Origin of the sequence: Serratia sp. CY29653, from assembly GCF_052169255.1 — a bacterium.
Classification (GTDB): Bacteria; Pseudomonadota; Gammaproteobacteria; order Enterobacterales; family Enterobacteriaceae; genus Serratia; species Serratia sarumanii.
Window position 1 is genome coordinate 1,965,472 of the sequence record NZ_JBJNLC010000001.1, and the last position, 19,357, is coordinate 1,984,828.

Genomic DNA, 19,357 nt, shown 5'->3' on the forward strand with positions numbered 1-19,357 from the left:
CGCCGCCGTTCGGCGCGCGCCAAAACTCAAGGACACAAGCTGCACCATGTACTCAGGACTGTTGATTATTCTGTTACCGCTGATTGTCGGTTACCTCATTCCCTTACGCCATCGCCCGCTGCTGGTGCTGATCAACCGGCTGCTGAGCTGGATGGTGTACGTGATCCTGTTTTTCATGGGTATCAGCCTGGCGTTCATGGAAGATCTCAGCAGCAACCTGGTGCTGATCTTCCAATACAGCGCGGTGTTCTTCTTCTGCATTCTCTGCGCCAATCTGCTGTTGCTGGCGCTGCTGGAGCGGCGCATGCCGTGGCGCAGCAGCCATAAACAGGAAAAGCTGCCTTCGCGCGTGCACATGGCGCTGGAGTCGCTCAAGCTGTGCGGCGTGGTGCTCGGCGGCTTCCTGCTCGGCCTGACGCAGTGGCAATGGCTGCAGTTCGCCCATAAAGGCAGCGAATATGCGCTGATCTTCCTGCTGTTGCTGGTCGGTATTCAGCTGCGCAACAGCGGCATGACGCTGCGCCAGATTGTGCTCAACCGCCGCGGCACGCTGGTGGCGTTGGTGGTGACCGTCGCGTCTCTGGCCGGCGGCGCGCTGGCGGCGCAATTGCTGGGGCTGCCGGTCAAGGCCGGGCTGGCGATGGCCTCCGGCTTCGGCTGGTATTCGCTGTCGGGCATTCTGATCACCGACGCCTACGGCCCGGTAATGGGCAGCGCCGCGTTCTTCAACGATCTGGCGCGCGAGCTGGTGGCAATCATGCTGATCCCGACGCTGGTGCGCCGCAGCCGCTCCACCGCCCTCGGCCTGTGCGGCGCCACCTCGATGGACTTCACCCTGCCGGTGCTGCAGCGCAGCGGCGGGCTGGACATGGTGCCCCCCGCCATCGTGCACGGCTTCCTGCTGAGCCTGCTGGCGCCGGTGCTGATCGCCCTGTTCTCCTGATCCTCTCCCCTGGGGGCCGCCCGGCCCCCAAAGCGTAATAATTCCCATCCGCACGGCAAAATTGCGCTAAATCAAACTTGCCCGCAGTAGTCGCACAAAAGCCTTTTGCAACCCCGATCGCCGATCTATGCTTTTAAACAAGCATTACAAATGCAACTTTAAAAATAAAAGGAAGCGACTATGTTCTGTGTGCAATGTGAACAAACCATCCGTACCCCGGCAGGCAACGGCTGCGCGTATGCTCAGGGCATGTGCGGCAAGACGGCGGAAACCTCCGATCTGCAGGATCTGCTGGTGGCGGCGCTACAGGGCCTCTCCGCCTGGGCGCTGCAGGCGCGTTCGCTGGGCATCGTCGATCACGAGATCGACAGCTTCGCCCCGCGCGCCTTCTTCTCCACCCTGACCAACGTCAACTTCGACTCCCAGCGCATCATCGGCTACGCGCGTGAAACTCTGCTGCTGCGCGATTCGCTGGCTGCCCGTTGCCGGCTGCTGGATGCCGGCGTGCGCGTCGATCACCCGATGGCGGCGCTGCAGCTGGCCGGTGACGATATGCCTGCGCTGCTGCAACAGGCGGCGCAGTTTGCCCTCAACGGCGACAAGGCCGAGGTCGGCGACGACGTCCACGGTTTGCGCATGCTGTGCCTGTACGGCCTGAAAGGCGCCGCGGCCTATATGGAACACGCGCACGTGCTCGGCCAGTTCGACGAGCAGCTCTATGCCGACTACCACGCCTTTATGGCCTGGCTCGGCACCCGGCCGCGCGACGTCGACACCCTGCTGAACAACGCCATGGGCATCGGCAAGATGAACTTCAACGTGATGGCGATCCTCGATCGCGGCGAAACCCAGGCCTACGGCGATCCGCAGCCCAGCGCGGTCAACGTGCGCCCGGTGGCCGGGAAAGCCATTCTGATCTCCGGCCACGATCTGAAAGATCTGCGCATGCTGCTCGAACAAACCGAAGGGCAAAACGTCAACGTCTACACCCACGGTGAAATGCTGCCGGCGCACGGCTATCCGGAACTGAAAAAATTCAAGCATCTGGTGGGCAACTACGGCAGCGGCTGGCAGAACCAGCAGACGGAGTTCGCCAAATTCCCCGGCCCGATCGTGATGACCTCCAACTGCATCATCGATCCGAACGTCGGCCACTACGGCGATCGCATCTGGACCCGCAGCATCGTCGGCTGGCCGGGCGTCAACCATCTGGAGGGCGACGACTTCGGCGCCGTGATCAGCCAGGCGCAGGGCATGAACGGCTTCCCTTACACCGAGATCGAGCACCTGATCACCGTCGGCTTCGGCCGCCAGACGCTGCTGAACGCCGCCGACACGGTGATCGATCTGGTGTCGCAGAAAAAACTGCGCCACGTCTTCCTGGTCGGCGGCTGCGACGGCAGCCGCGACGAGCGCAGCTACTTCACCGACTTCGCCCGCAGCGTGCCGCAAGACTGCCTGATCATGACGCTGGCCTGCGGCAAGTACCGTTTCAACAAGCTGGACTTCGGCACGCTGGAAGGGCTGCCGCGCCTGCTGGACGTCGGCCAGTGCAACGACGCCTATTCCGCCATCATGCTGGCGGTCAAGCTGGCGGACACGCTCGGCTGCAGCGTCAACGAACTGCCGCTCAGCCTGGTGCTGTCGTGGTTTGAACAGAAGGCGATCGTCATTCTGCTGACGCTGCTGTCGCTGGGGGTGAAAAACATCGTCACCGGCCCGACCGCGCCGGGCTTCCTGACCGACAACCTGATGGCGATCCTCAACGAGAAATTCGGCCTGCGTCCGATCACCACCGTCGAGCAGGATATCAACGCGCTGCTCGCCTGATGCCATTACGTTATGGGGCCGCCTGCGCCGGCCCCTTTGCTTTTTGAGGTGCCCCGATGACTCAACCCACTCCGCTTTGCCCGAACCGCATGCAGGTACATTCCATCCAGCGCGAAACCGCCGACGTCTGGACGCTGAACCTGATATGCGACGTTTTCTACCCTTATCAGGCGGGCCAGTTTGCGCTGGTCAGCATCCGCAACAGCGAGGAGACGCTGCGCGCCTATACGCTCTCCTCCTCGCCCGGCCAGAGCCGCTTTCTCAGCATCAGCGTGCGCTGCCTGCCGGACGGCGTCGGATCGCGCTGGCTGACGCAAGAGGTCAAGCCCGGCAACACGCTGTGGCTGTCCGACGCGCAGGGCGAGTTCAGCTGCGAGCGCCACCCGGCCGATCGCTATCTGATGCTGGCCGCCGGCTGCGGCGTGACGCCGATCGTCTCGATGTGCCGCTGGCTGACCGCCAACCGTCCGGCCTGCGATATCGCCGTGATCTTTAACGTGCGCACCCCCGCCGACACGATTTTCGCCGATCAATGGCGCGCGCTGTGCGCCGCCCATCCGCAGCTGCGCCTGACGCTGATGGCCGAGCGGGATCTGCAACCCGGTTACCTCAGCGGCCGCATCGATGAACAGACGCTGCGGCAGGCGGCGCCGGATATCGCCGAACGCACGGTGATGACCTGCGGCCCTGCGCCCTACATGGACCACGTGGAGCAGTTGTGCCGCCGGCTCGGCGTGCCGGCCGAGCGTTTCCATAAAGAGCAGTTCCACACGCCGGCGGCGCAGGCCGATGCCACCGAAGGGCTGACGCTGCGCGCCGCCCGCCCGCTGCGCGAATTCCGCGTGCCGGTCGGCAGCACGCTGCTGGCGGCGATGGAGGCCAATGCCCTGCCGGTCAACGCCGCCTGCCGCGCCGGGGTGTGCGGCTCGTGCAAAACCCGCATCCTCGAGGGCGACTACACCACCACCAGCACCATGACGCTGAGCGCAGAAGAGGTAGCTCAGGGCTACGTGCTGGCCTGCAGTTGCCAGCTGCGGGGCGACGTCACGCTGGCGTGATCCCCTGGCCCCATCGCCGCGATGGGGCATTTATCGGCAAGTTCCCCCCTCCCCGCCCGGTTACACTTCCCCCGTCCTACGCTCTTTACCCTTCCTGACCGCATCTCGTCCACCGCCGGTAAGCTATGCTTGCAGTTGTTCTGCTGCCGCTCACCGGATCGAGTACACATCGTTTTTTAAACCATGTTTGGGGGAACCATGAAGCAAACCGTAGCCACACTGATCGCCAAAACGCTGGATCAAGCCGGCGTAAAACGCATTTGGGGCGTGACCGGCGATTCGCTCAACGGCCTTAGCGACAGCCTGCACCGCATGGGCACCATCGAATGGCTGGGCACCCGCCATGAAGAGGTGGCCGCCTTCGCCGCCGGCGCCGAAGCCCAGCTCACCGGCCAGCTGGCGGTGTGCGCCGGTTCCTGCGGCCCCGGCAACCTGCACCTGATCAACGGGCTGTTCGACTGCCACCGCAACCATGTGCCGGTGCTGGCGATCGCCGCGCACATTCCTTCCAGCGAAATCGGCAGCGGCTACTTCCAGGAAACGCATCCGCAGGAGCTGTTCCGCGAATGCAGCCACTATTGCGAGCTGGTTTCCAACCCGGAACAGCTGCCGCGCGTGCTGGAGATCGCCATGCGCAAGGCGATCCTCAACCGCGGCGTCTCGGTGGTGGTCTTGCCGGGCGATGTGGCGCTGCGCATGGCACCGGAAGACGCGACCCTGACCTGGCATACCCCGGCGCTGCCGCTGGTGCAGCCGCCGATGAGCGAGCTGAACAAGCTGGCGGAGACGCTGAACAAGGCGAAGAACATCACCCTAATGTGCGGCAGCGGCTGCGCCGGCGCGCACGATGAGGTGGTCAAGCTGGCCGAGCTGCTGCAGGCGCCGGTGGTACACGCGCTGCGCGGCAAAGAGCATATCGAATGGGATAACCCTTACAGCGTCGGCATGACCGGGCTGATCGGCTTCTCCTCCGGCTACCACGCGATGATGAACGCCGACACGCTGGTGCTGCTCGGCACCCAGTTCCCCTACCGCGCGTTCTACCCCACCAACGCCAACATCATTCAGATCGACATCAACCCCGGCAGCATCGGCGCGCACTGCCCGGTCAATATGGCGCTGGTGGGCGATATCCACACCACCCTCACCGCTCTGCTGCCGCAGCTGGAGCCCAAGCGCGACCGGGCGTTCCTCGACAAGGCGCTGGAGCATTACCGCAACGCGCGCAAGGATCTCGACGGGCTGGCGACCGCCAACGACGACCAGCCGATCCACCCGCAGTATCTGGCGCAGCAGCTCAGCCGGTACGCCAGCGACGACGCCATCTTCACCTGCGACGTCGGCACGCCGACGGTGTGGGCCGCCCGCTACGTGAAAATGAACGGCAAGCGCCGCCTGCTCGGTTCGTTCAACCACGGTTCGATGGCCAACGCCATGCCGCAGGCGATCGGCGCCCAGGCCACCGCGCCGGATAAACAGGTGATCGCCATGTGCGGCGACGGCGGCTTCACCATGCTGATGGGGGATTTCCTGTCGCTGGCGCAGCTCAAGCTGCCGGTGAAAATCGTGGTGTTCAACAACAGCGTGCTGGGGTTCGTGGCGATGGAGATGAAGGCCGGCGGCTACCTGACCGACGGCACCGATCTGCATAACCCGGACTTCGCGGCGATCGCCAACGCCGCCGGCATCAAGGGCATCCGCGTGGAAAAAGCCTCGGATCTGGACGGCGCGCTGCAGGAGATGTTGGCGCACCCCGGCCCGGCGCTGCTGGACGTGGTCACCGCCAAGCAAGAGCTGGCGATGCCGCCGCAGATCAAGTTCGAACAGGCGAAAGGCTTCAGCCTGTACATGCTGCGCGCCATCATCAACGGCCGCGGCGACGAAGTGGTCGAGCTGGCGAAAACCAACTGGCTGCGCTAAGCAAGCTGCCCCCCGGTGAAATAAGGGTATATGATGCCATGTACCCTTTTCCTCTCCCTTACATTCCAGGAACCCTATGCTTATCGATCTACGCAGCGACACCGTCACCCGCCCCAGCGCCGCCATGCGCCAGGCGATGGCTCAGGCAGAGGTCGGCGACGACGTCTACGGCGATGACCCGACGGTCAACGCGCTGGAGGCCGAGGCGGTGCGCCTGTCGGGCAAAGAGGCGGCGCTGTTTTTGCCCAGCGGCACCCAGGCCAACCTGGTGGCGCTGCTAAGCCACTGCCAGCGCGGCGACGAGTATCTGGTCGGCCAACAGGCGCACAACTATAAATACGAGGCCGGCGGCGCAGCGGTGCTGGGCAGCATCCAGCCGCAGCCGATCGAGGCCGACGCGGACGGCACGCTGCCGCTGGACAAGCTCGCCGCCGCCATCAAACCCGACGATATCCACTTCGCCCGCACCCGGCTGCTGAGCCTGGAAAACACCATCGGCGGCCGAGTCCTGCCGCAGGCCTACCTGCAGCAGGCGTGGCAGTTTACCCGCGAGCGGCAGCTGGCGCTGCATATCGACGGCGCGCGCATCTTCAACGCCGCCGTGGCGCTGAACCTGCCGCTGAAAGAGATCGTGCAATACTGCGACACCTTCACCATTTGCCTGTCGAAAGGGCTGGGCGCGCCGGTCGGGTCGCTGCTGTGCGGCAGCGAGGCCTTCATTCAGCGCGCGCTGCGCTGGCGCAAGATGACCGGCGGCGGGCTGCGTCAGGCCGGCATCCTGGCGGCGGCCGGCCTCTACGCGCTGGAGCATAACGTCGCGCGGCTGCGCGAAGACCATGACAACGCGGTCTGGCTGGAGCAACAGCTGCGGCAGATCGGCGTGGAGGTCGTCGAACCCGGCGCACAGACCAACGTGCTGTACCTGCGCCAACCGCCGGCGCTGGCGGCCAAATTCGGCCCGTGGATGCGCGAACGCGGCGTGCTGATCAGCAGCGGCCCGCTGACGCGCATTCTGACCCACCTCGACGTCAGCCGTCAGGATCTGCAGCGGGTGGTCGAGCTGTGGCGGGAGTTCCTCCAGCAGCACGCCTGATTTCCCCTCCCCGGCGCGCCGGGGAGCCCTTCACCGCCCGCCGATGGCCTCGACAAAGCGGCGGGTGATCTGCTGCGGGCGCGTAATGGCGCCGCCCACCACCACAGCATGCGCCCCCAGCGCCAGGCAGCGCGCGGCCATCGCCGGCGTTTCGACATTGCCCTCGGCGATGACCGGCACCGGCACCGCCGCCAGCACCGCACGCAGAAAGCCGAAATCGTCCTCCGCCAGTCGGGCGCCCCGGCTTTCGGCGGTATAGCCGTGCAGCGTGGTGCCCACGCAGTCGAACCCCAACCTGGCAGCCTCTTGCGCTTCTTCCACGGTGGCGATGTCCGCCATCAGCAGCAGCCGGGGATACCTGGCGCGGATCGCGGCAACCAGTGCCGCCAGCTGCAGCTCCCCTGGCCGCCGGTGGCCGGTAGCGTCCAATGCAATCATCTGCGGCGCCGCAGTCATCAGCTCATCGATTTCACGCAGGGTCGGCGTGATATAGACATCGCTGCCGGCATAATCGCGCTTGATAATGCCGATCACCGGCAGCGCCACCGTGCGCAGGATGGCTTTAACGTCTTCGACGCCGTTGGCGCGGATCGCCGCCGCACCGCCTTGCTCGGCCGCCAGCGCCATGCGCGCCATGATAAAATCGCTGTGCAGCGGCTCGTCGTCCAGCGCCTGGCAAGACACCACCAGCCGGCCCTTAATCTGCTGCAAAATGGAAAGCGTCATAAATCCAACAACTCCTCGACTTCGTTTTTAATAATGGTCACGTGCGGGCCATAGATCACCTGAACGCCGTTGCCGCGAACGATCACCGCCCGCGCGCCGCTGGCCTTCAGCCCGCTTTCGTCCAGCAACCGGCTCTGTTTTACCGTCACGCGCAGCCGCGTGGCGCAACAATCCAGTTCGACGATATTCTCTTTGCCGCCCAGCGCCGCCAGCACCTGCTGCGAGCGTTCGGTGCCGGTCGTCACCGCTTCCGGCGCGGTTTCCACCTCGCGCCCCGGCGTTTTGAAATTGAAGCGCAGGATCAGGAAACGGAACGTGAAGTAGTACAGGAAGAACCAGGGCACCCCGACCAGCGGCACATACATCCAGTGGGTTTTCGCTTCGCCCTGCAGCACGCCGAACAGCATGAAATCGATAAAACCGCCGGAGAACGTCTGGCCGATGGTGATATGCAGAATGTGCGCGATCGCGAACGCCAGGCCGTCGAACAGCGCGTGCACCACGTACAGCGCCGGCGCGATGAACAGGAACGAGAATTCGATAGGTTCGGTGATGCCGGTCAGGAAAGAGGTCAGCGCCGCCGACAGCAGCAGCCCGCCGACGCGTTTGCGGTTCTCCGGGCGCGCGCTTTGGTACATCGCCAGGCAGGCGCCGACCAGGCCGAACATCATGGTGATAAAGCGGCCGGACATGAAGCGCGCCGTGCCGATGTAGAACTGCTGCGTATTCGGGTCGGCCAACTGGGCGAAGAAAATGCGCTGCGTGCCTTCCACCAGCTGTCCGTTGATCACTTCGCTGCCGCCGAGCGCGGTGGTCCAGAACGGCAGGTAGAAGATGTGATGCAGGCCGAACGGCCCGAGCATGCGCAATACGAAGCCGTAGATAAAGGTGCCGAGATAGCCGCTGGCGTCCACCAGGCCGCCCATGCCGAAGATCAGCCGTTGGAAAGGCGGCCACACCACGGTCATCAGGGCGCCGACCGCCATCGCCGCCAGCGAGCTGACGATCGGCACAAAGCGCGAGCCGCCGAAAAAGCCCAGGAACGGCGGCAGCGCTATCTTGTTGTAGCGGCCGTGCAGATACCAGGTCACCAGACCGATGACTACCCCGCCGAACACCCCGGTCTCCAGCGTCTGGATCCCGAGAATCGTTCCCTGCCCCACCGCGCCGGCGTTCTGCGCGGCCAGCGTGCCGTTGATTTTCAACAGCGCATTGATGGTGGCGTTCATCACCAGGTAGGCGATCAGCGAGGCCAGCCCCGCCGTGCCCTTGTCGCTTTTGGCCAACCCCACCGCCACGCCGACCGCGAACAGGACCGCCAGGTTGGCGAACACGATGGCGCCGGCGCTGGCCATCACGGTAAATACGCTTTGCAGCCAGCCGACGTCGAGCCAGGGATACGCCTCGACGGTATTGGGGTTGGACAGCGCACCGCCGATCCCCAGCAGCAGGCCGGCCGCCGGCAGCACGGCGATCGGCAGCATGAACGATTTGCCGAACAGCTGGGCTTTTTCGAACCAGCCGCCGGAGCGCGACAATTCTGGTGTTGACATAAATTTTTCCCCGCTATCATTTTGATGATGAAAATTTTTACCACATTAAAATTAATTTAATGAAAATTTTATTCATAACGATGATCGGCTTCACAATCCGTCGATTTCGCTGGCGAGCGGCGGCGTCTTTCCGCCACAATAGAAACGGGAATACTCAGAAAGGTAACGTGATGAATACAGGCAACTTGTTATTGCGGCTGCGGCAGGATTTGGCGGGGTACAGCCCCACGCTGCAAAAGCTCGGCAACTATCTTCTTGCGCAGCCCTCCCGCGCCGTTTACCTGACCATCACCGAACTGGCGCGTGAAAGCGCCACCAGCGAAGCCAGCGTCACGCGGCTGTGCCGCCATCTGGGCTGCAAAGGCTATACCGAATTTAAAATGGCGCTGGCCCTCAGCCTGCAACAAAGCCAGCCGGAGGCGGCGACGCGGCAAAGCGCGGCGGAAAATTTGGTGGAAGAGAGCGTTCAGGCGCTGCGGGATACCGGCGCACTGTTGGATCCGCAGGCGCTGCAACAGGCGGCGGACAGCCTGCAGCGTTGCGCTTCGGTGCAGATTTACGGCGTCGCCGCCAGCGCCATCATCGGCGATTTCCTGCACTACAAACTGTTGCGCCTCGGCAAACCGGCGCAGCTGTTCAGCGACATGCACCGGGCGGCGATGAACGCCGCCTCGCTGAGTGAGCGGGATCTGCTGATCGTCATCTCCAGCTCCGGCTCCACCAAGGACGTGCTGCATGCGGTGGCATTGGCCAAAGGGCGCGGCGCACGCGTGATCGCCGTCAGCAATACCCAACGCAGCCCGCTGGCCAAGCTGGCGGATACGCTGCTGGTGGCGGCCAAACCGGAAGGGCCGCTGACCGCCGGCGCCCTGCCGGCCAAGGTCGGCGCCATGCTGCTGGTGGAGTTGATGATCGCCGAACTGGCTCGGCGCGATCCCGCCTACGCTCAGGCGATGCAGGCCACCGCCAGCGCCACCCTGCCGCTGCTGCTGTAATCAGAAGATCCAGCGGCCATAAACCCAGTACCACAACCCCAGCACCGCCACCAGGTTGAGCGCCACGCTGAGGATGAACCAGGTTTTAAACGGCTGCTTCTGGGTTTTGTGGCGAAACAGCTGCTGTGCCGCCAGTGCGCCCAACCACCCGCCCAGCGCGCCGAACAGCAACAGCGTCGCCTCCGGCACCCGCCGCCACCCCTTGCGCGCCGCCAGCTTATCGCCGCCGTAGATCAGAAACGTCAGCAGGTTGGCCAGCAGCAACCACATCCACACCGGATGCAGCGAGAACAGGCTGGCGACCAGCGCCAGGCCCAGCAGGGCGTAACAAATCACATTGAGCTTCATGGCATCCGGTTTTTCGTTCGATAAAGGGCGCGTAGTGTGAACCTGCGCCACGATGGATGCAACCGGCTTATACCCATACAAAAAGTGCATTTAAACCCTGAATTTGGCATCCTGTCGTTCTGCCAATCCTCTACTACCGCACAAGGCGGCCCGATGACACCCCAACGCGTACTGGTTCTTGGAGCCAGCGGCTATATAGGCCAGAACCTGATCCCGCACCTGATCGAACAGGGGCACCAGATTACCGCCGCCGCGCGGCGCATCGAGTGGCTGCAGGAGCGGAACTGGCCGCAGGTCAACTGCCTGTATGCCGATCTGTACCGCCCGGAGACCCTGAGCGCGGCGCTGTGGGAGACAGATACGCTTTACTATCTGGTGCACGCGATGGGCGACGGCGACGATTTTATCGAGAAGGAGCGCCAGGCAGCGGAAAACCTGCGCGACGCGCTGCGCAATGCCGGCGTCAAACAGGTGATCTTTCTCGGCGCGCTGCAGCCGAACGACGACAGTTCGCCGCACCTGGCGGCCCGCCGCCTGACCGGCGAGATTTTGCGCCAGAGCGGCGTGCCGGTGACCGAACTGCGCGCCGGCATCATCGTCGGCCCCGGATCGGCGGCGTTCGAAGTGATGCGCGACATGGTCTATAACCTGCCGGTGCTGACGCCGCCGCGCTGGGTGCGCTCGAAGTCGTCGCCGGTGGCGCTGGAGAACCTGCTGGTTTATCTGGCCGATCTGCTGGCGCACCCGGCGCAGGAGCACCGCATCTTCGACGTTGCCGGGCCGGAGTACCTCAGCTATCAGGATATGTTCCAACGCTTTATCGCCCTCAGCGGCAAGCGGCGCTGGCTGATCCCGATCCCTTTGCCGACGCGGCTGATTTCGGTGTGGTTCATCAGCCTGATCACCTCGGTGCCGACGCCGATCGCCCGCGCGCTGATCCAGGGGCTGAAGCACGATCTGCCCGCCGACGGCCGGCCGCTGCAGGCGCTGATCCCGCAGCGGCTGCACACCTTCGATCAGGCGGTCGCCACCACGCTGCAGCGCGAACAGGAGGTGGTCGATTCCGCCGACTGGGGCTACGATCCGGCGGCGCGGGCCCGCTGGCGCCCCGGCTACGGTTACTATCCGAAACAGGCCGGTTGTTCGCTGGACACCGCCGCCACCCGCGAGGCCCTATGGCAAACGGTGCAGCAGCTGGGGGGCGAAGAAGGCTATTTCTACGCCAATATTCTGTGGCGGATCCGCGCCCGCATGGACGACATGATCGGCAACGGCGTAGTCTATGGCCGCCCGGCGCGCGCGAGCCTGGCGCTGGGCGACGAGATCGACGGCTGGAAAGTCATCACGCTGAAACCGCTGCGGCAACTGGCGCTGCTGTTCGGCATGAAAGCGCCGGGGCTGGGGCGGCTGAGCTTCACCATTACCGATCACGGCGATCGCCGCACGCTGGACGTGCGCGCCTGGTGGCATCCGGCCGGCTTTAGCGGGCTGCTGTATTGGTTCGCCATGATGCCCGCGCATCTGTTCATTTTCCGCGGCATGGCGAAGCGCATCGCCGAACTTGCCGAGGGCCTGGACCGCCAACGGCGCTGAACGCCGTTCATTTGTCGATCAACCGCACAGTTTGCCGCTGTGCTTCGGGGCTTTCCGATTGCATAGCGCACGAAATCACGGAAGAATGGCATCTTATTTGCTGGGAGCGCCGCAAGCGCCCGCCGGTATTCCGATTTTGGGTGAGAATAGAGTCCGTTATGAAGGTATTGGTCACCGGTGCCACCAGTGGGTTAGGCCGTAACGCCGTCGAATATCTGCGCCGTCAGGGCATCAAAGTGCGCGCCACCGGCCGCAACCAGGCGATGGGCGGCCTGCTGGAAAAAATGGGCGCGGAGTTCATTCATGCCGATCTCACCAATCTGATCTCTTCGCAGGCCAAGGCGATGCTGACGGACGTCGACGTGCTGTGGCACTGCTCCAGCTTCACCTCGCCCTGGGGCACCGAAGAGGCCTTCGAACTGGCCAACGTCCGCGCCACCCGCCGCCTCGGCGAATGGGCGGCGGCCTACGGCGTGGCGCAGTTCATTCACATCTCTTCCCCGGCGATCTATTTCGATTACCACCATCACCGCAACGTGACCGAAGACTTTCGCCCGCAGCGCTACGCCAACGAGTTCGCGCGCAGCAAGGCCGCCGGCGAGCAGGTGATCCAGCAGCTGGCGCTGTCCAATCCGCAGACCCATTTCACCATTCTGCGCCCGCAGGGATTGTTCGGGCCGCACGACAAGGTGATGCTGCCGCGGCTGCTGCAGATGATCAAACGCTACGGCAACCTGCTGCTGCCGCGCGGCGGCGCGGCGATGGTGGACATGACCTACCTGGAGAATGCGGTGCACGCCATGTGGCTGGCGACGCTAAAAGAAGATACGCCGTCCGGCCGCGCCTACAACATCACCAACCAGCAGCCGCGCCCGCTTCGCACCGTGGTGCAGCAGCTGATCGACGATTTGGGCATGAAGTGCCATATCCGCTCCGTCCCCTATCCGATGCTCGACATGATGGCGCGCGGCATGGAGCGCCTCGGCAGCAAAAGCGAAAAGGAGCCGGTGCTGACCCACTACGGCGTCGCCAAACTCAATTTCGACCTCACGCTCGATACCACCCGCGCGCAGCAAGAACTGGGCTATCAGCCGATCGTCTCGCTGGAAGAAGGCATCGCGCGCACCGCCCGCTGGCTGAAAGATCACGGCAAGCTGCACGGCCTGTAATCAACGCGCCGCACCGTACTTCACCAGCAGTGCATCGACAATCGCTTCACTCTCCGCATCCGGTTCGCCGCGCACATCGTCGGGCCGGAAGTGCATCTGAAACGCCGCCAGCACATTGCGCTGCTGCCGCGCATTCCACGACGGGTCGATCGCGTAGCCGTAACGCGCCAGCTTTTCGAGCAGCGGCGCCATCGCTACCGGCGCATGGCGATCGCGCCCCGCCAGCAAACGCTGCACGTCGCGTTCGTCCGGCCAGGCGCCGATGCCGGCCTGCGCCAGCTGCCGCCAGGGGAACAGCGGGCCGGGATCCTGTTTGCGCTGCGGCGCGATGTCGCTGTGCCCCACCACGTCCTGCGGCTGTATGCCATAGCGTTGGATGATGTCGCGGCTCAACGGGATCAGCACGGCGATCTGCTCCGCCGTATAGGGCTGCCAGTGGGTGAACAGCATGCTGCGGGTGAAGCCCTTGTTGACGATTTCGATGCCGATCGAGGTGTCGTTGAGGTTGCTGCGGCCGCGCCAGGCGCTGGCGCCGGCATGCCAGGCGCGCATCGCTTCCGGCACCAGGCGGAACACCGTCGGTTTGCCGTGTTCGCGCTGCGGATGCGCCGGCAGCAGATAATGCGCGCTGACGTGTTCGTCGGTCAGCGTTTTCAGCGATGAGTGGAAGTCTTCCGCCGTGTAGTGCATCACCAGAAAGCGGATGCGTTGATCCGCACCCTGCGCCTGATGCAGGGTTTCGAGCTGGTAAGCGCCGCGATCGACGAGCGTGTCCTGCTGCGGGTTTTGGCATCCCGCCAGCAGCGCGGCGGCGATGATCCCTGGCCAAATTTTCACTTATCCTCCCTGTGATGTGATGACCTGATATAGCGTTAACGTTAATCAATAATCGCCACGGAAGCCACCGTCGGACAAAGTAAAACGCCCCGGACGCGCCAGGGCGTTGGGGAGTGGGATTAGCGGCTGGCTTTCACCGCGGTGCCGCTGACGGTCACCATCAGCATGCTGCCGTCTTTGCCAACGGTTTCATAATCGATATCGATGCCGACCACCGCGTTGGCGCCCAGCTCTTTCGCCTGATCTTCCAGCTCTTCGAACGCGATCAAGCGCGCCTTGCGCAGCTCTTTCTCATAAGCGCCCGAGCGGCCGCCGACGATATCGCGCACGCCGGCGAAGAAATCACGAAAGATGTTGGCGCCGAGGATCGCTTCGCCGGTGACCACGCCGCAGTATTCGGTGATGGTGAACCCTTCCAGGGTCGGGGTAGTTGAAAGCTGCATCAGAATTCCTTGTTTGATTAATTCAACGTATCTATGACCAGAAGATTAGCGTTATGTTCGCTTAATCAATGGCACGCAGTACGAATGCAAGGCCAAAAAACGCATTTATACTGTAAGCTATCGGTCTTCATGGTAGAGACTTTCACATAAGGTAATAAGATGAAAACAAAAACGATTGCGGCTGTTTTACCCTTAGCGCTGTTGCTGAGTGCCTGTACCACGGTGGAGCCGGCATACAAGGATATCGGCACCCGCAGCGGCAGCTGTGTGGAAGGCGGCCCGGATACGGTCGCGCAAAAGTTCTATGACCTGCGCATCCAGCAGGGCGCCGGCCTGCCGGACAGTAACCGCCTGGCGCAGCTGCAGCCTTACCTGAGCAAAGTGCTGTATCAGGATCTGGTCAGCGCCGCCCAGAACCCGGGCAAGCATCGGATCACCGGCGACTTGTTCTCCGGCAATGCGCAGGGACCAAGCAGCGCGTCCGTCGCCAGCGCCTCGACCATTCCTAACACCGATGCGAAAAACATCCCGCTGCGCGTCGACTTGAGCTACCAAAAAGACGCCAACAGCACCGTGAACTGGCAGGACGAAGTGCTGATGGTGCGCGAAGGCACCTGCTGGGTGGTTGATGATATTCGCTACCTGAATGTTCCAGCACATGCCACCAACGGCAGCGTGCGCCAGGTGTTGGAAAACCAGTAACCCGCGCTCCCAGGCCGACGCGGGTTTGCCGCGTCGGCCATCCCCGCCTCCCGCCTGCCGCTCAGATTTCGTCCAATAGAAAAAATTTCGCTACCGATCTCACAGCCTGCACCACAAATCCCCTCCCTCGGCTTGAGTCGCGGTATCTTGTGCTAATCTTTTACTGTCCCGCCGCACACTCATAAATTTTAACGCACAAAGATTGCATAAGTATTCTGTGGAAGTTAACATTTGCGGCATCAATGTCTATTCAATTCTGGCGCATGAGTATTCAACTTAACGGTATCAATTGCTATTACGGCGCTCACCAGGCGCTGTTTGACATCACGCTGGATTGTCCAGCCGGGGAAACCCTGGTGCTGCTTGGCCCAAGCGGCGCCGGGAAAAGTTCATTGCTGCGGGTGCTGAACCTGCTGGAAATGCCGCGTTCGGGCCAACTGCAGATCGCCGGCAACCAATTCGACTTCAAGCAGGCGCCGGGCGAGAAAGCCATTCGCGAACTGCGTCAAAATGTCGGCATGGTCTTCCAGCAATACAACCTGTGGCCTCACCTCACCGTGGTTCAGAACCTGATCGAAGCGCCTTGCCGCGTGCTGGGTCTGACCAAGGCTCAGGCGATGGAGCGCGCCGACAAGCTGCTCAAGCGTCTGCGCCTGACCGACTTCGCCGATCGCTTCCCGCTGCACCTTTCCGGCGGCCAGCAGCAGCGCGTGGCAATCGCCCGCGCCCTGATGATGGAACCGCAGGTGCTGCTGTTCGATGAACCGACCGCGGCGCTGGATCCGGAAATCACCGCTCAGATCGTCAGCATCATTCGCGAACTGGCCGGCACCGGCATCACGCAGGTGATCGTCACCCACGAAGTGGAAGTGGCGCGCAAGACCGCCAGCCGCGTGGTGTACATGGAAAACGGCCACGTGGTGGAGCAAGGCGACAGCAGCCACTTCACGCAGCCGCGGACCACCGAGTTTGCCAACTACTTATCACACTAACAATTAACTTGCTGTAATTTGGGGAGTTTGCGATGAAAAAACTAATAATCGCCGCCGTTCTGGCCGGCATCAGCGTTTCCGCCTCCGCAGCCGAAACCATCCGTTTCGCTACCGAAGCCTCCTATCCTCCATTTGAATTTATTGACGCCGGCAACAAGATTCAGGGTTTTGATGTCGATCTGGCCAACGCGCTGTGCAAAGAGATGCAGGCCGAGTGCACCTTCACCAACCAGGCGTTCGACAGCCTGATCCCAAGCCTTAAATTCAAGCGTTTCGATGCGGTGATGGCCGGCATGGACATTACGCCCGAACGTGAAAAGCAGGTGCTGTTCACCAAGCCGTACTACGATAACTCGGCGCTGTTCATTGCGCAGAAAGGCAAAATCGCCGACGTGGCGGCGCTGAAAGGCAAGAAAGTGGGCGTGCAAAACGGCACCACCCACCAGAAATACCTGACCGACAAGCACCCGGAAATCACCACCGTGCCTTACGACAGCTACCAGAACGCCATTTTGGATCTGAAGAACGGCCGCGTTGATGCGGTGTTCGGCGATACCGCGGTGGTCAACGAGTGGCTGAAGCAGAATGACGCGCTGGCGGCAGTGGGCACCAAAGTCACGGATAAAGACTACTTCGGCACCGGCCTCGGCATCGCGGTACGCCAGAAGAACACCGAGCTGCAGGGCAAGTTCAACGCCGCTCTGGACAAGATCAAGCAGGATGGGACCTATGAAACCATCTACAAAAAATGGTTCCAGCAGTAATACGCCCCGATGAATGAATTTCAACCTTTAGCAAGCGCCGCCGGCATGACCGTCGGCCTTGCCGTTTGCGCCCTGATCCTCGGGCTGATTCTGGCGATGCTGTTCGCCGTATGGGAATCGTCCCGCTGGAAAGCGGTCAGCTGGCTCGGCACCGCCTGGGTGACCGTGCTGCGCGGCCTGCCGGAAATCCTGGTGGTGCTGTTTATCTATTTCGGTTCGTCGCAGCTGCTGCTGATGCTCTCCGACGGCTTTACCCTCAACCTCGGTCTGTTCCAGCTGCCGATTCAGCTGGCGATCGACAATTTCGAAGTCAGCCCGTTCCTGTGCGGGGTGATCGCTCTGGCCCTGCTCTATTCCGCCTACGCCTCGCAGACGCTGCGCGGCGCGCTGAAAGCGGTGCCGCCGGGGCAGTGGGAGTCCGGCCAGGCGCTGGGGCTCGGCAAGGCGGCGATCTTCTTTCGCCTGATCATGCCGCAGATGTGGCGCCACGCCCTGCCCGGCCTCGGCAACCAGTGGCTGGTGCTGCTGAAAGACACCGCGCTGGTGTCGCTGATCAGCGTGAACGATCTGATGCTGCAAACCAAGAGCATCGCCACCCGCACACAAGAACCCTTTACCTGGTATGTGATCGCGGCGGCCATCTACCTGCTGGTGACGCTGTTCAGCCAATACGTCATCAAACGCATTGAGCTGCGCGCCACGCGCTTTGAGCGGGGGCCGGTCTGATGATTGAGTATTTGCCGGAAATCCTCAAAGGGTTGCACACCAGCCTGACGCTGACCGTCGCCGCGCTGATCGTCGCGCTGGTGCTGTCGCTGCTGCTGACGGTGATCCTGACGCTGAAAACGCCAATCCTGACGCCGCTGGTCAAGATCTACGTGACGCTGTTCACCGGCACGCCGTTGCTGGTGCAGATCTTCCTGATCTACTACGGCCCCGGCCAGTTCCCGGCGATCCGCGACTACCCGTGGCTGTGGAATCTGCTGTCGCAGCCTTGGTTGTGCGCGATGATAGCGCTGGCGCTGAACAGCGCGGCCTACACCACGCAACTGTTCTACGGCGCGGTGCGCGCCATTCCCGCCGGGCAATGGCAGTCGTGCGAAGCGCTGGGCATGTCGCGCCGGCAGACGCTGCGCATCCTGCTGCCGTTCGCCTTCAAGCGCGCGCTGTCGTCTTACTCCAACGAAGTGGTGCTGGTGTTCAAAAGCACCTCGCTGGCTTACACCATCACGCTGATGGAAGTGATGGGCTACAGCCAGCTGATGTACGGCCGCACTTACGACGTCATGGTGTTTGGCGCCGCAGGCCTGGTGTACCTGTGCGTCAACGGCCTGTTGACGCTGCTGATGCGGCTGGTGGAGCGCCGCGCGCTGGCGTTTGAGCGCCGCAACTGAGGCCGCCTCCCCTCATGAGCCCCGCCGTCGTGCGGGGCTTTTTTTATTCTCGAGGCAATATTTAATCATTTTCATTGCATTTTAATTCACTCGATGGCAGGGTTATCAGCAGGTGTCCTCGCAAAAACCTCTGGCGATTACCAGTAAAAACAAACGATAGCGAAAAATCACTTTCAGGATCCAGACAGGAGCTCTACGCATGAAAAAACTGCTGCTTGCCGCGACGATGTTGGCCGGAATCACCTTTAACGCCACCGCGGCCGAGACCATCCGCTTCGCCGCTTCCGCCACCTACCCGCCGTTCGAATCGCTCGACGCCAATAACCAGATCGTCGGCTTCGATATCGATCTGGCCAACGCGCTGTGCAAGCAGATGCAGGCGCAGTGCACCTTCACCAACCAGGCGTTCGACAGCCTGATCGCCGCGCTGAAATTCAAGAAATACGATGCGGTGATTTCCGGGATGGATATCACGCCGGAGCGCAGCAAACAGGTCGCCTTCACCCAGCCTTACTACGCCAACTCGGCGATCGTGATTGCGCAAAAAGGCAAGTTCAGCTCGCTGGCGGATCTGAAAGGCAAAAAACTCGGCATGGAAAACGGCACCACCCACCAGAAATACATGCAGGACAAGCACCCGGAGATTAACACCGTCTCTTACGACAGCTACCAAAACGCCATTCTGGAGCTGAAAAACGGCCGTATCGACGGCGTGTTCGGCGACACCGCCGTGGTGAACGAGTGGCTGAAAACCAACCCGCAGCTGGCGCCGGTCGGTGAACACGTTACCGACGCGCAATACTTCGGCACCGGCCTCGGCATCGCTGTGCGCCCGGACAACCAGGCGCTGCTGGCCAAGCTGAACGCCGCGCTGGACGCCATCAAGGCCGACGGCACCTACAAGGCCATCAACGACAAGTGGTTCCCACAGTAAGTCCGCATGTGGAGCCGCCATCCTTTGGCGGCTCCATCCGATTGCCACCCCATCCGATTAGTG

The 19,357-nt window shown here is 62.6% G+C and carries 19 protein-coding genes; 14 read left to right on the top strand and 5 right to left on the bottom strand.

Translation table 11 applies throughout. The features are described 5' to 3' along the window. The first annotated feature begins 46 nt into the window (after positions 1 to 46). The 5 genes from ACJ8HN_RS09475 (at position 47) to ltaE (ending at position 6,844) form a co-directional block, all read left to right on the top strand. Positions 47 to 943 carry a lysine exporter LysO family protein gene (locus ACJ8HN_RS09475; RefSeq protein WP_004928363.1) on the top strand — a complete coding sequence of 299 codons (897 nt, stop codon included), beginning with the start codon at positions 47 to 49 and terminating at the stop codon, positions 941 to 943. A 180-nt stretch (positions 944 to 1,123) separates the two neighbouring features. Further along, positions 1,124 to 2,773, top strand: coding sequence for a hydroxylamine reductase (hcp, locus tag ACJ8HN_RS09480; protein ID WP_442523309.1), 1,650 nt, complete (start codon positions 1,124 to 1,126; stop codon positions 2,771 to 2,773). A gap of 56 nt (positions 2,774 to 2,829) precedes the next feature. After that, positions 2,830 to 3,831, top strand: a complete 1,002-nt coding sequence (gene hcr / locus ACJ8HN_RS09485; RefSeq protein WP_048321405.1) for an NADH oxidoreductase — start codon at positions 2,830 to 2,832, stop codon at positions 3,829 to 3,831. A gap of 198 nt (positions 3,832 to 4,029) precedes the next feature. Continuing rightward, positions 4,030 to 5,751: a ubiquinone-dependent pyruvate dehydrogenase gene (gene poxB, locus ACJ8HN_RS09490; protein WP_033646648.1), complete on the top strand. Its 1,722-nt coding sequence runs from the start codon at positions 4,030 to 4,032 to the stop codon at positions 5,749 to 5,751. A gap of 76 nt (positions 5,752 to 5,827) precedes the next feature. After that, a complete protein-coding gene (ltaE, locus tag ACJ8HN_RS09495) occupies positions 5,828 to 6,844 on the top strand; it encodes a low-specificity L-threonine aldolase (RefSeq protein ID WP_049232911.1) in 1,017 nt (338 codons plus the stop codon). Positions 6,845 to 6,874: 30 nt separating this feature from the next. Here the strand turns inward: ltaE and ACJ8HN_RS09500 are convergent, their stop codons facing one another. Together ACJ8HN_RS09500 and ACJ8HN_RS09505 are read right to left on the bottom strand one after the other, a co-directional pair. Further along, positions 6,875 to 7,570, bottom strand: coding sequence for an N-acetylmannosamine-6-phosphate 2-epimerase (locus ACJ8HN_RS09500; RefSeq protein WP_033646654.1), 696 nt, complete (start codon positions 7,568 to 7,570; stop codon positions 6,875 to 6,877). After that, positions 7,567 to 9,123, bottom strand: coding sequence for a PTS transporter subunit EIIC (locus ACJ8HN_RS09505; RefSeq protein WP_033646655.1), 1,557 nt, complete (start codon positions 9,121 to 9,123; stop codon positions 7,567 to 7,569). Before ACJ8HN_RS09505 ends, ACJ8HN_RS09500 begins: the two co-directional genes overlap by 4 nt. 167 nt (positions 9,124 to 9,290) lie before the next feature. On the opposite strand from ACJ8HN_RS09505, the gene ACJ8HN_RS09510 reads away from it, so the two are divergent. Beyond that, positions 9,291 to 10,118 carry a MurR/RpiR family transcriptional regulator gene (locus ACJ8HN_RS09510; protein ID WP_049234280.1) on the top strand — a complete coding sequence of 276 codons (828 nt, stop codon included), beginning with the start codon at positions 9,291 to 9,293 and terminating at the stop codon, positions 10,116 to 10,118. Here the strand turns inward: ACJ8HN_RS09510 and ACJ8HN_RS09515 are convergent, their stop codons facing one another. Then, positions 10,119 to 10,466 (bottom strand): DUF1294 domain-containing protein, encoded by a 348-nt coding sequence (locus tag ACJ8HN_RS09515; protein WP_033654657.1) that lies wholly within the window; start codon positions 10,464 to 10,466, stop codon positions 10,119 to 10,121. It lies immediately after the preceding gene. 153 nt (positions 10,467 to 10,619) lie between these two features. Here ACJ8HN_RS09515 and ACJ8HN_RS09520 point away from each other — a divergent pair, with 153 nt between their 5' ends. Further along, positions 10,620 to 12,059 carry a DUF2867 domain-containing protein gene (locus tag ACJ8HN_RS09520; protein WP_442523310.1) on the top strand — a complete coding sequence of 480 codons (1,440 nt, stop codon included), beginning with the start codon at positions 10,620 to 10,622 and terminating at the stop codon, positions 12,057 to 12,059. 158 nt (positions 12,060 to 12,217) lie between these two features. After that, entirely contained in the window at positions 12,218 to 13,228 is a 1,011-nt protein-coding gene (locus ACJ8HN_RS09525; RefSeq protein ID WP_033646660.1) for an NAD-dependent epimerase/dehydratase family protein, read from the top strand. Here ACJ8HN_RS09525 and ACJ8HN_RS09530 read toward each other — a convergent pair whose 3' ends face one another. Both ACJ8HN_RS09530 and ACJ8HN_RS09535 read right to left on the bottom strand, forming a co-directional pair. Next, a complete protein-coding gene (locus ACJ8HN_RS09530) occupies positions 13,229 to 14,065 on the bottom strand; it encodes an N-acetylmuramoyl-L-alanine amidase (RefSeq protein WP_033646661.1) in 837 nt (278 codons plus the stop codon). A 119-nt stretch (positions 14,066 to 14,184) separates the two neighbouring features. Next, the gene (locus tag ACJ8HN_RS09535; protein WP_033637822.1) at positions 14,185 to 14,508 is read right to left on the bottom strand and encodes a heavy metal-binding domain-containing protein; all 324 of its coding nucleotides are present in this window, start codon (positions 14,506 to 14,508) and stop codon (positions 14,185 to 14,187) included. Between the two features lie 159 nt (positions 14,509 to 14,667). On the opposite strand from ACJ8HN_RS09535, the gene ACJ8HN_RS09540 reads away from it, so the two are divergent. From ACJ8HN_RS09540 to artJ (ACJ8HN_RS09565), 6 genes are all read left to right on the top strand, one after another. Beyond that, positions 14,668 to 15,210 carry a lipoprotein gene (locus ACJ8HN_RS09540; protein WP_043147096.1) on the top strand — a complete coding sequence of 181 codons (543 nt, stop codon included), beginning with the start codon at positions 14,668 to 14,670 and terminating at the stop codon, positions 15,208 to 15,210. Positions 15,211 to 15,473: 263 nt separating this feature from the next. Next, entirely contained in the window at positions 15,474 to 16,202 is a 729-nt protein-coding gene (gene artP, locus ACJ8HN_RS09545) for an arginine ABC transporter ATP-binding protein ArtP (RefSeq protein WP_038884338.1), read from the top strand. A 32-nt stretch (positions 16,203 to 16,234) separates the two neighbouring features. After that, on the top strand, positions 16,235 to 16,966 hold the full coding sequence (gene artJ, locus ACJ8HN_RS09550) for an arginine ABC transporter substrate-binding protein (protein WP_039566746.1): 732 nt from the start codon (positions 16,235 to 16,237) through the stop codon (positions 16,964 to 16,966). 9 nt (positions 16,967 to 16,975) lie between these two features. Continuing rightward, on the top strand, positions 16,976 to 17,692 hold the full coding sequence (gene artQ, locus ACJ8HN_RS09555) for an arginine ABC transporter permease ArtQ (protein WP_442523311.1): 717 nt from the start codon (positions 16,976 to 16,978) through the stop codon (positions 17,690 to 17,692). Beyond that, on the top strand, positions 17,692 to 18,360 hold the full coding sequence (artM, locus tag ACJ8HN_RS09560; protein ID WP_033637817.1) for an arginine ABC transporter permease ArtM: 669 nt from the start codon (positions 17,692 to 17,694) through the stop codon (positions 18,358 to 18,360). The genes artQ and artM overlap by 1 nt, the downstream gene beginning before the upstream one ends. 199 nt (positions 18,361 to 18,559) lie before the next feature. Then, positions 18,560 to 19,294 (top strand): arginine ABC transporter substrate-binding protein, encoded by a 735-nt coding sequence (gene artJ, locus ACJ8HN_RS09565; protein WP_197806593.1) that lies wholly within the window; start codon positions 18,560 to 18,562, stop codon positions 19,292 to 19,294. Positions 19,295 to 19,357 lie beyond the last annotated feature (63 nt).

Excerpts from the sequence above, each read along its gene's own strand:
- ACJ8HN_RS09475 (WP_004928363.1), top strand. The coding sequence starts at position 47 with ATGTACTCAGGACTGTTGATTATTCTGTTACCGCTGATTGTCGGTTAC.
- hcp (WP_442523309.1), top strand. The coding sequence starts at position 1,124 with ATGTTCTGTGTGCAATGTGAACAAACCATCCGTACCCCGGCAGGCAAC.
- hcr (WP_048321405.1), top strand. The coding sequence starts at position 2,830 with ATGACTCAACCCACTCCGCTTTGCCCGAACCGCATGCAGGTACATTCC.
- poxB (WP_033646648.1), top strand. The coding sequence starts at position 4,030 with ATGAAGCAAACCGTAGCCACACTGATCGCCAAAACGCTGGATCAAGCC.
- ltaE (WP_049232911.1), top strand. The coding sequence starts at position 5,828 with ATGCTTATCGATCTACGCAGCGACACCGTCACCCGCCCCAGCGCCGCC.
- ACJ8HN_RS09500 (WP_033646654.1), bottom strand. The coding sequence starts at position 7,570 with ATGACGCTTTCCATTTTGCAGCAGATTAAGGGCCGGCTGGTGGTGTCT.
- ACJ8HN_RS09505 (WP_033646655.1), bottom strand. The coding sequence starts at position 9,123 with ATGTCAACACCAGAATTGTCGCGCTCCGGCGGCTGGTTCGAAAAAGCC.
- ACJ8HN_RS09515 (WP_033654657.1), bottom strand. The coding sequence starts at position 10,466 with ATGAAGCTCAATGTGATTTGTTACGCCCTGCTGGGCCTGGCGCTGGTC.
- ACJ8HN_RS09520 (WP_442523310.1), top strand. The coding sequence starts at position 10,620 with ATGACACCCCAACGCGTACTGGTTCTTGGAGCCAGCGGCTATATAGGC.
- ACJ8HN_RS09525 (WP_033646660.1), top strand. The coding sequence starts at position 12,218 with ATGAAGGTATTGGTCACCGGTGCCACCAGTGGGTTAGGCCGTAACGCC.
- ACJ8HN_RS09535 (WP_033637822.1), bottom strand. The coding sequence starts at position 14,508 with ATGCAGCTTTCAACTACCCCGACCCTGGAAGGGTTCACCATCACCGAA.
- ACJ8HN_RS09540 (WP_043147096.1), top strand. The coding sequence starts at position 14,668 with ATGAAAACAAAAACGATTGCGGCTGTTTTACCCTTAGCGCTGTTGCTG.
- artP (WP_038884338.1), top strand. The coding sequence starts at position 15,474 with ATGAGTATTCAACTTAACGGTATCAATTGCTATTACGGCGCTCACCAG.
- artJ (WP_039566746.1), top strand. The coding sequence starts at position 16,235 with ATGAAAAAACTAATAATCGCCGCCGTTCTGGCCGGCATCAGCGTTTCC.
- artQ (WP_442523311.1), top strand. The coding sequence starts at position 16,976 with ATGAATGAATTTCAACCTTTAGCAAGCGCCGCCGGCATGACCGTCGGC.
- artM (WP_033637817.1), top strand. The coding sequence starts at position 17,692 with ATGATTGAGTATTTGCCGGAAATCCTCAAAGGGTTGCACACCAGCCTG.
- artJ (WP_197806593.1), top strand. The coding sequence starts at position 18,560 with ATGAAAAAACTGCTGCTTGCCGCGACGATGTTGGCCGGAATCACCTTT.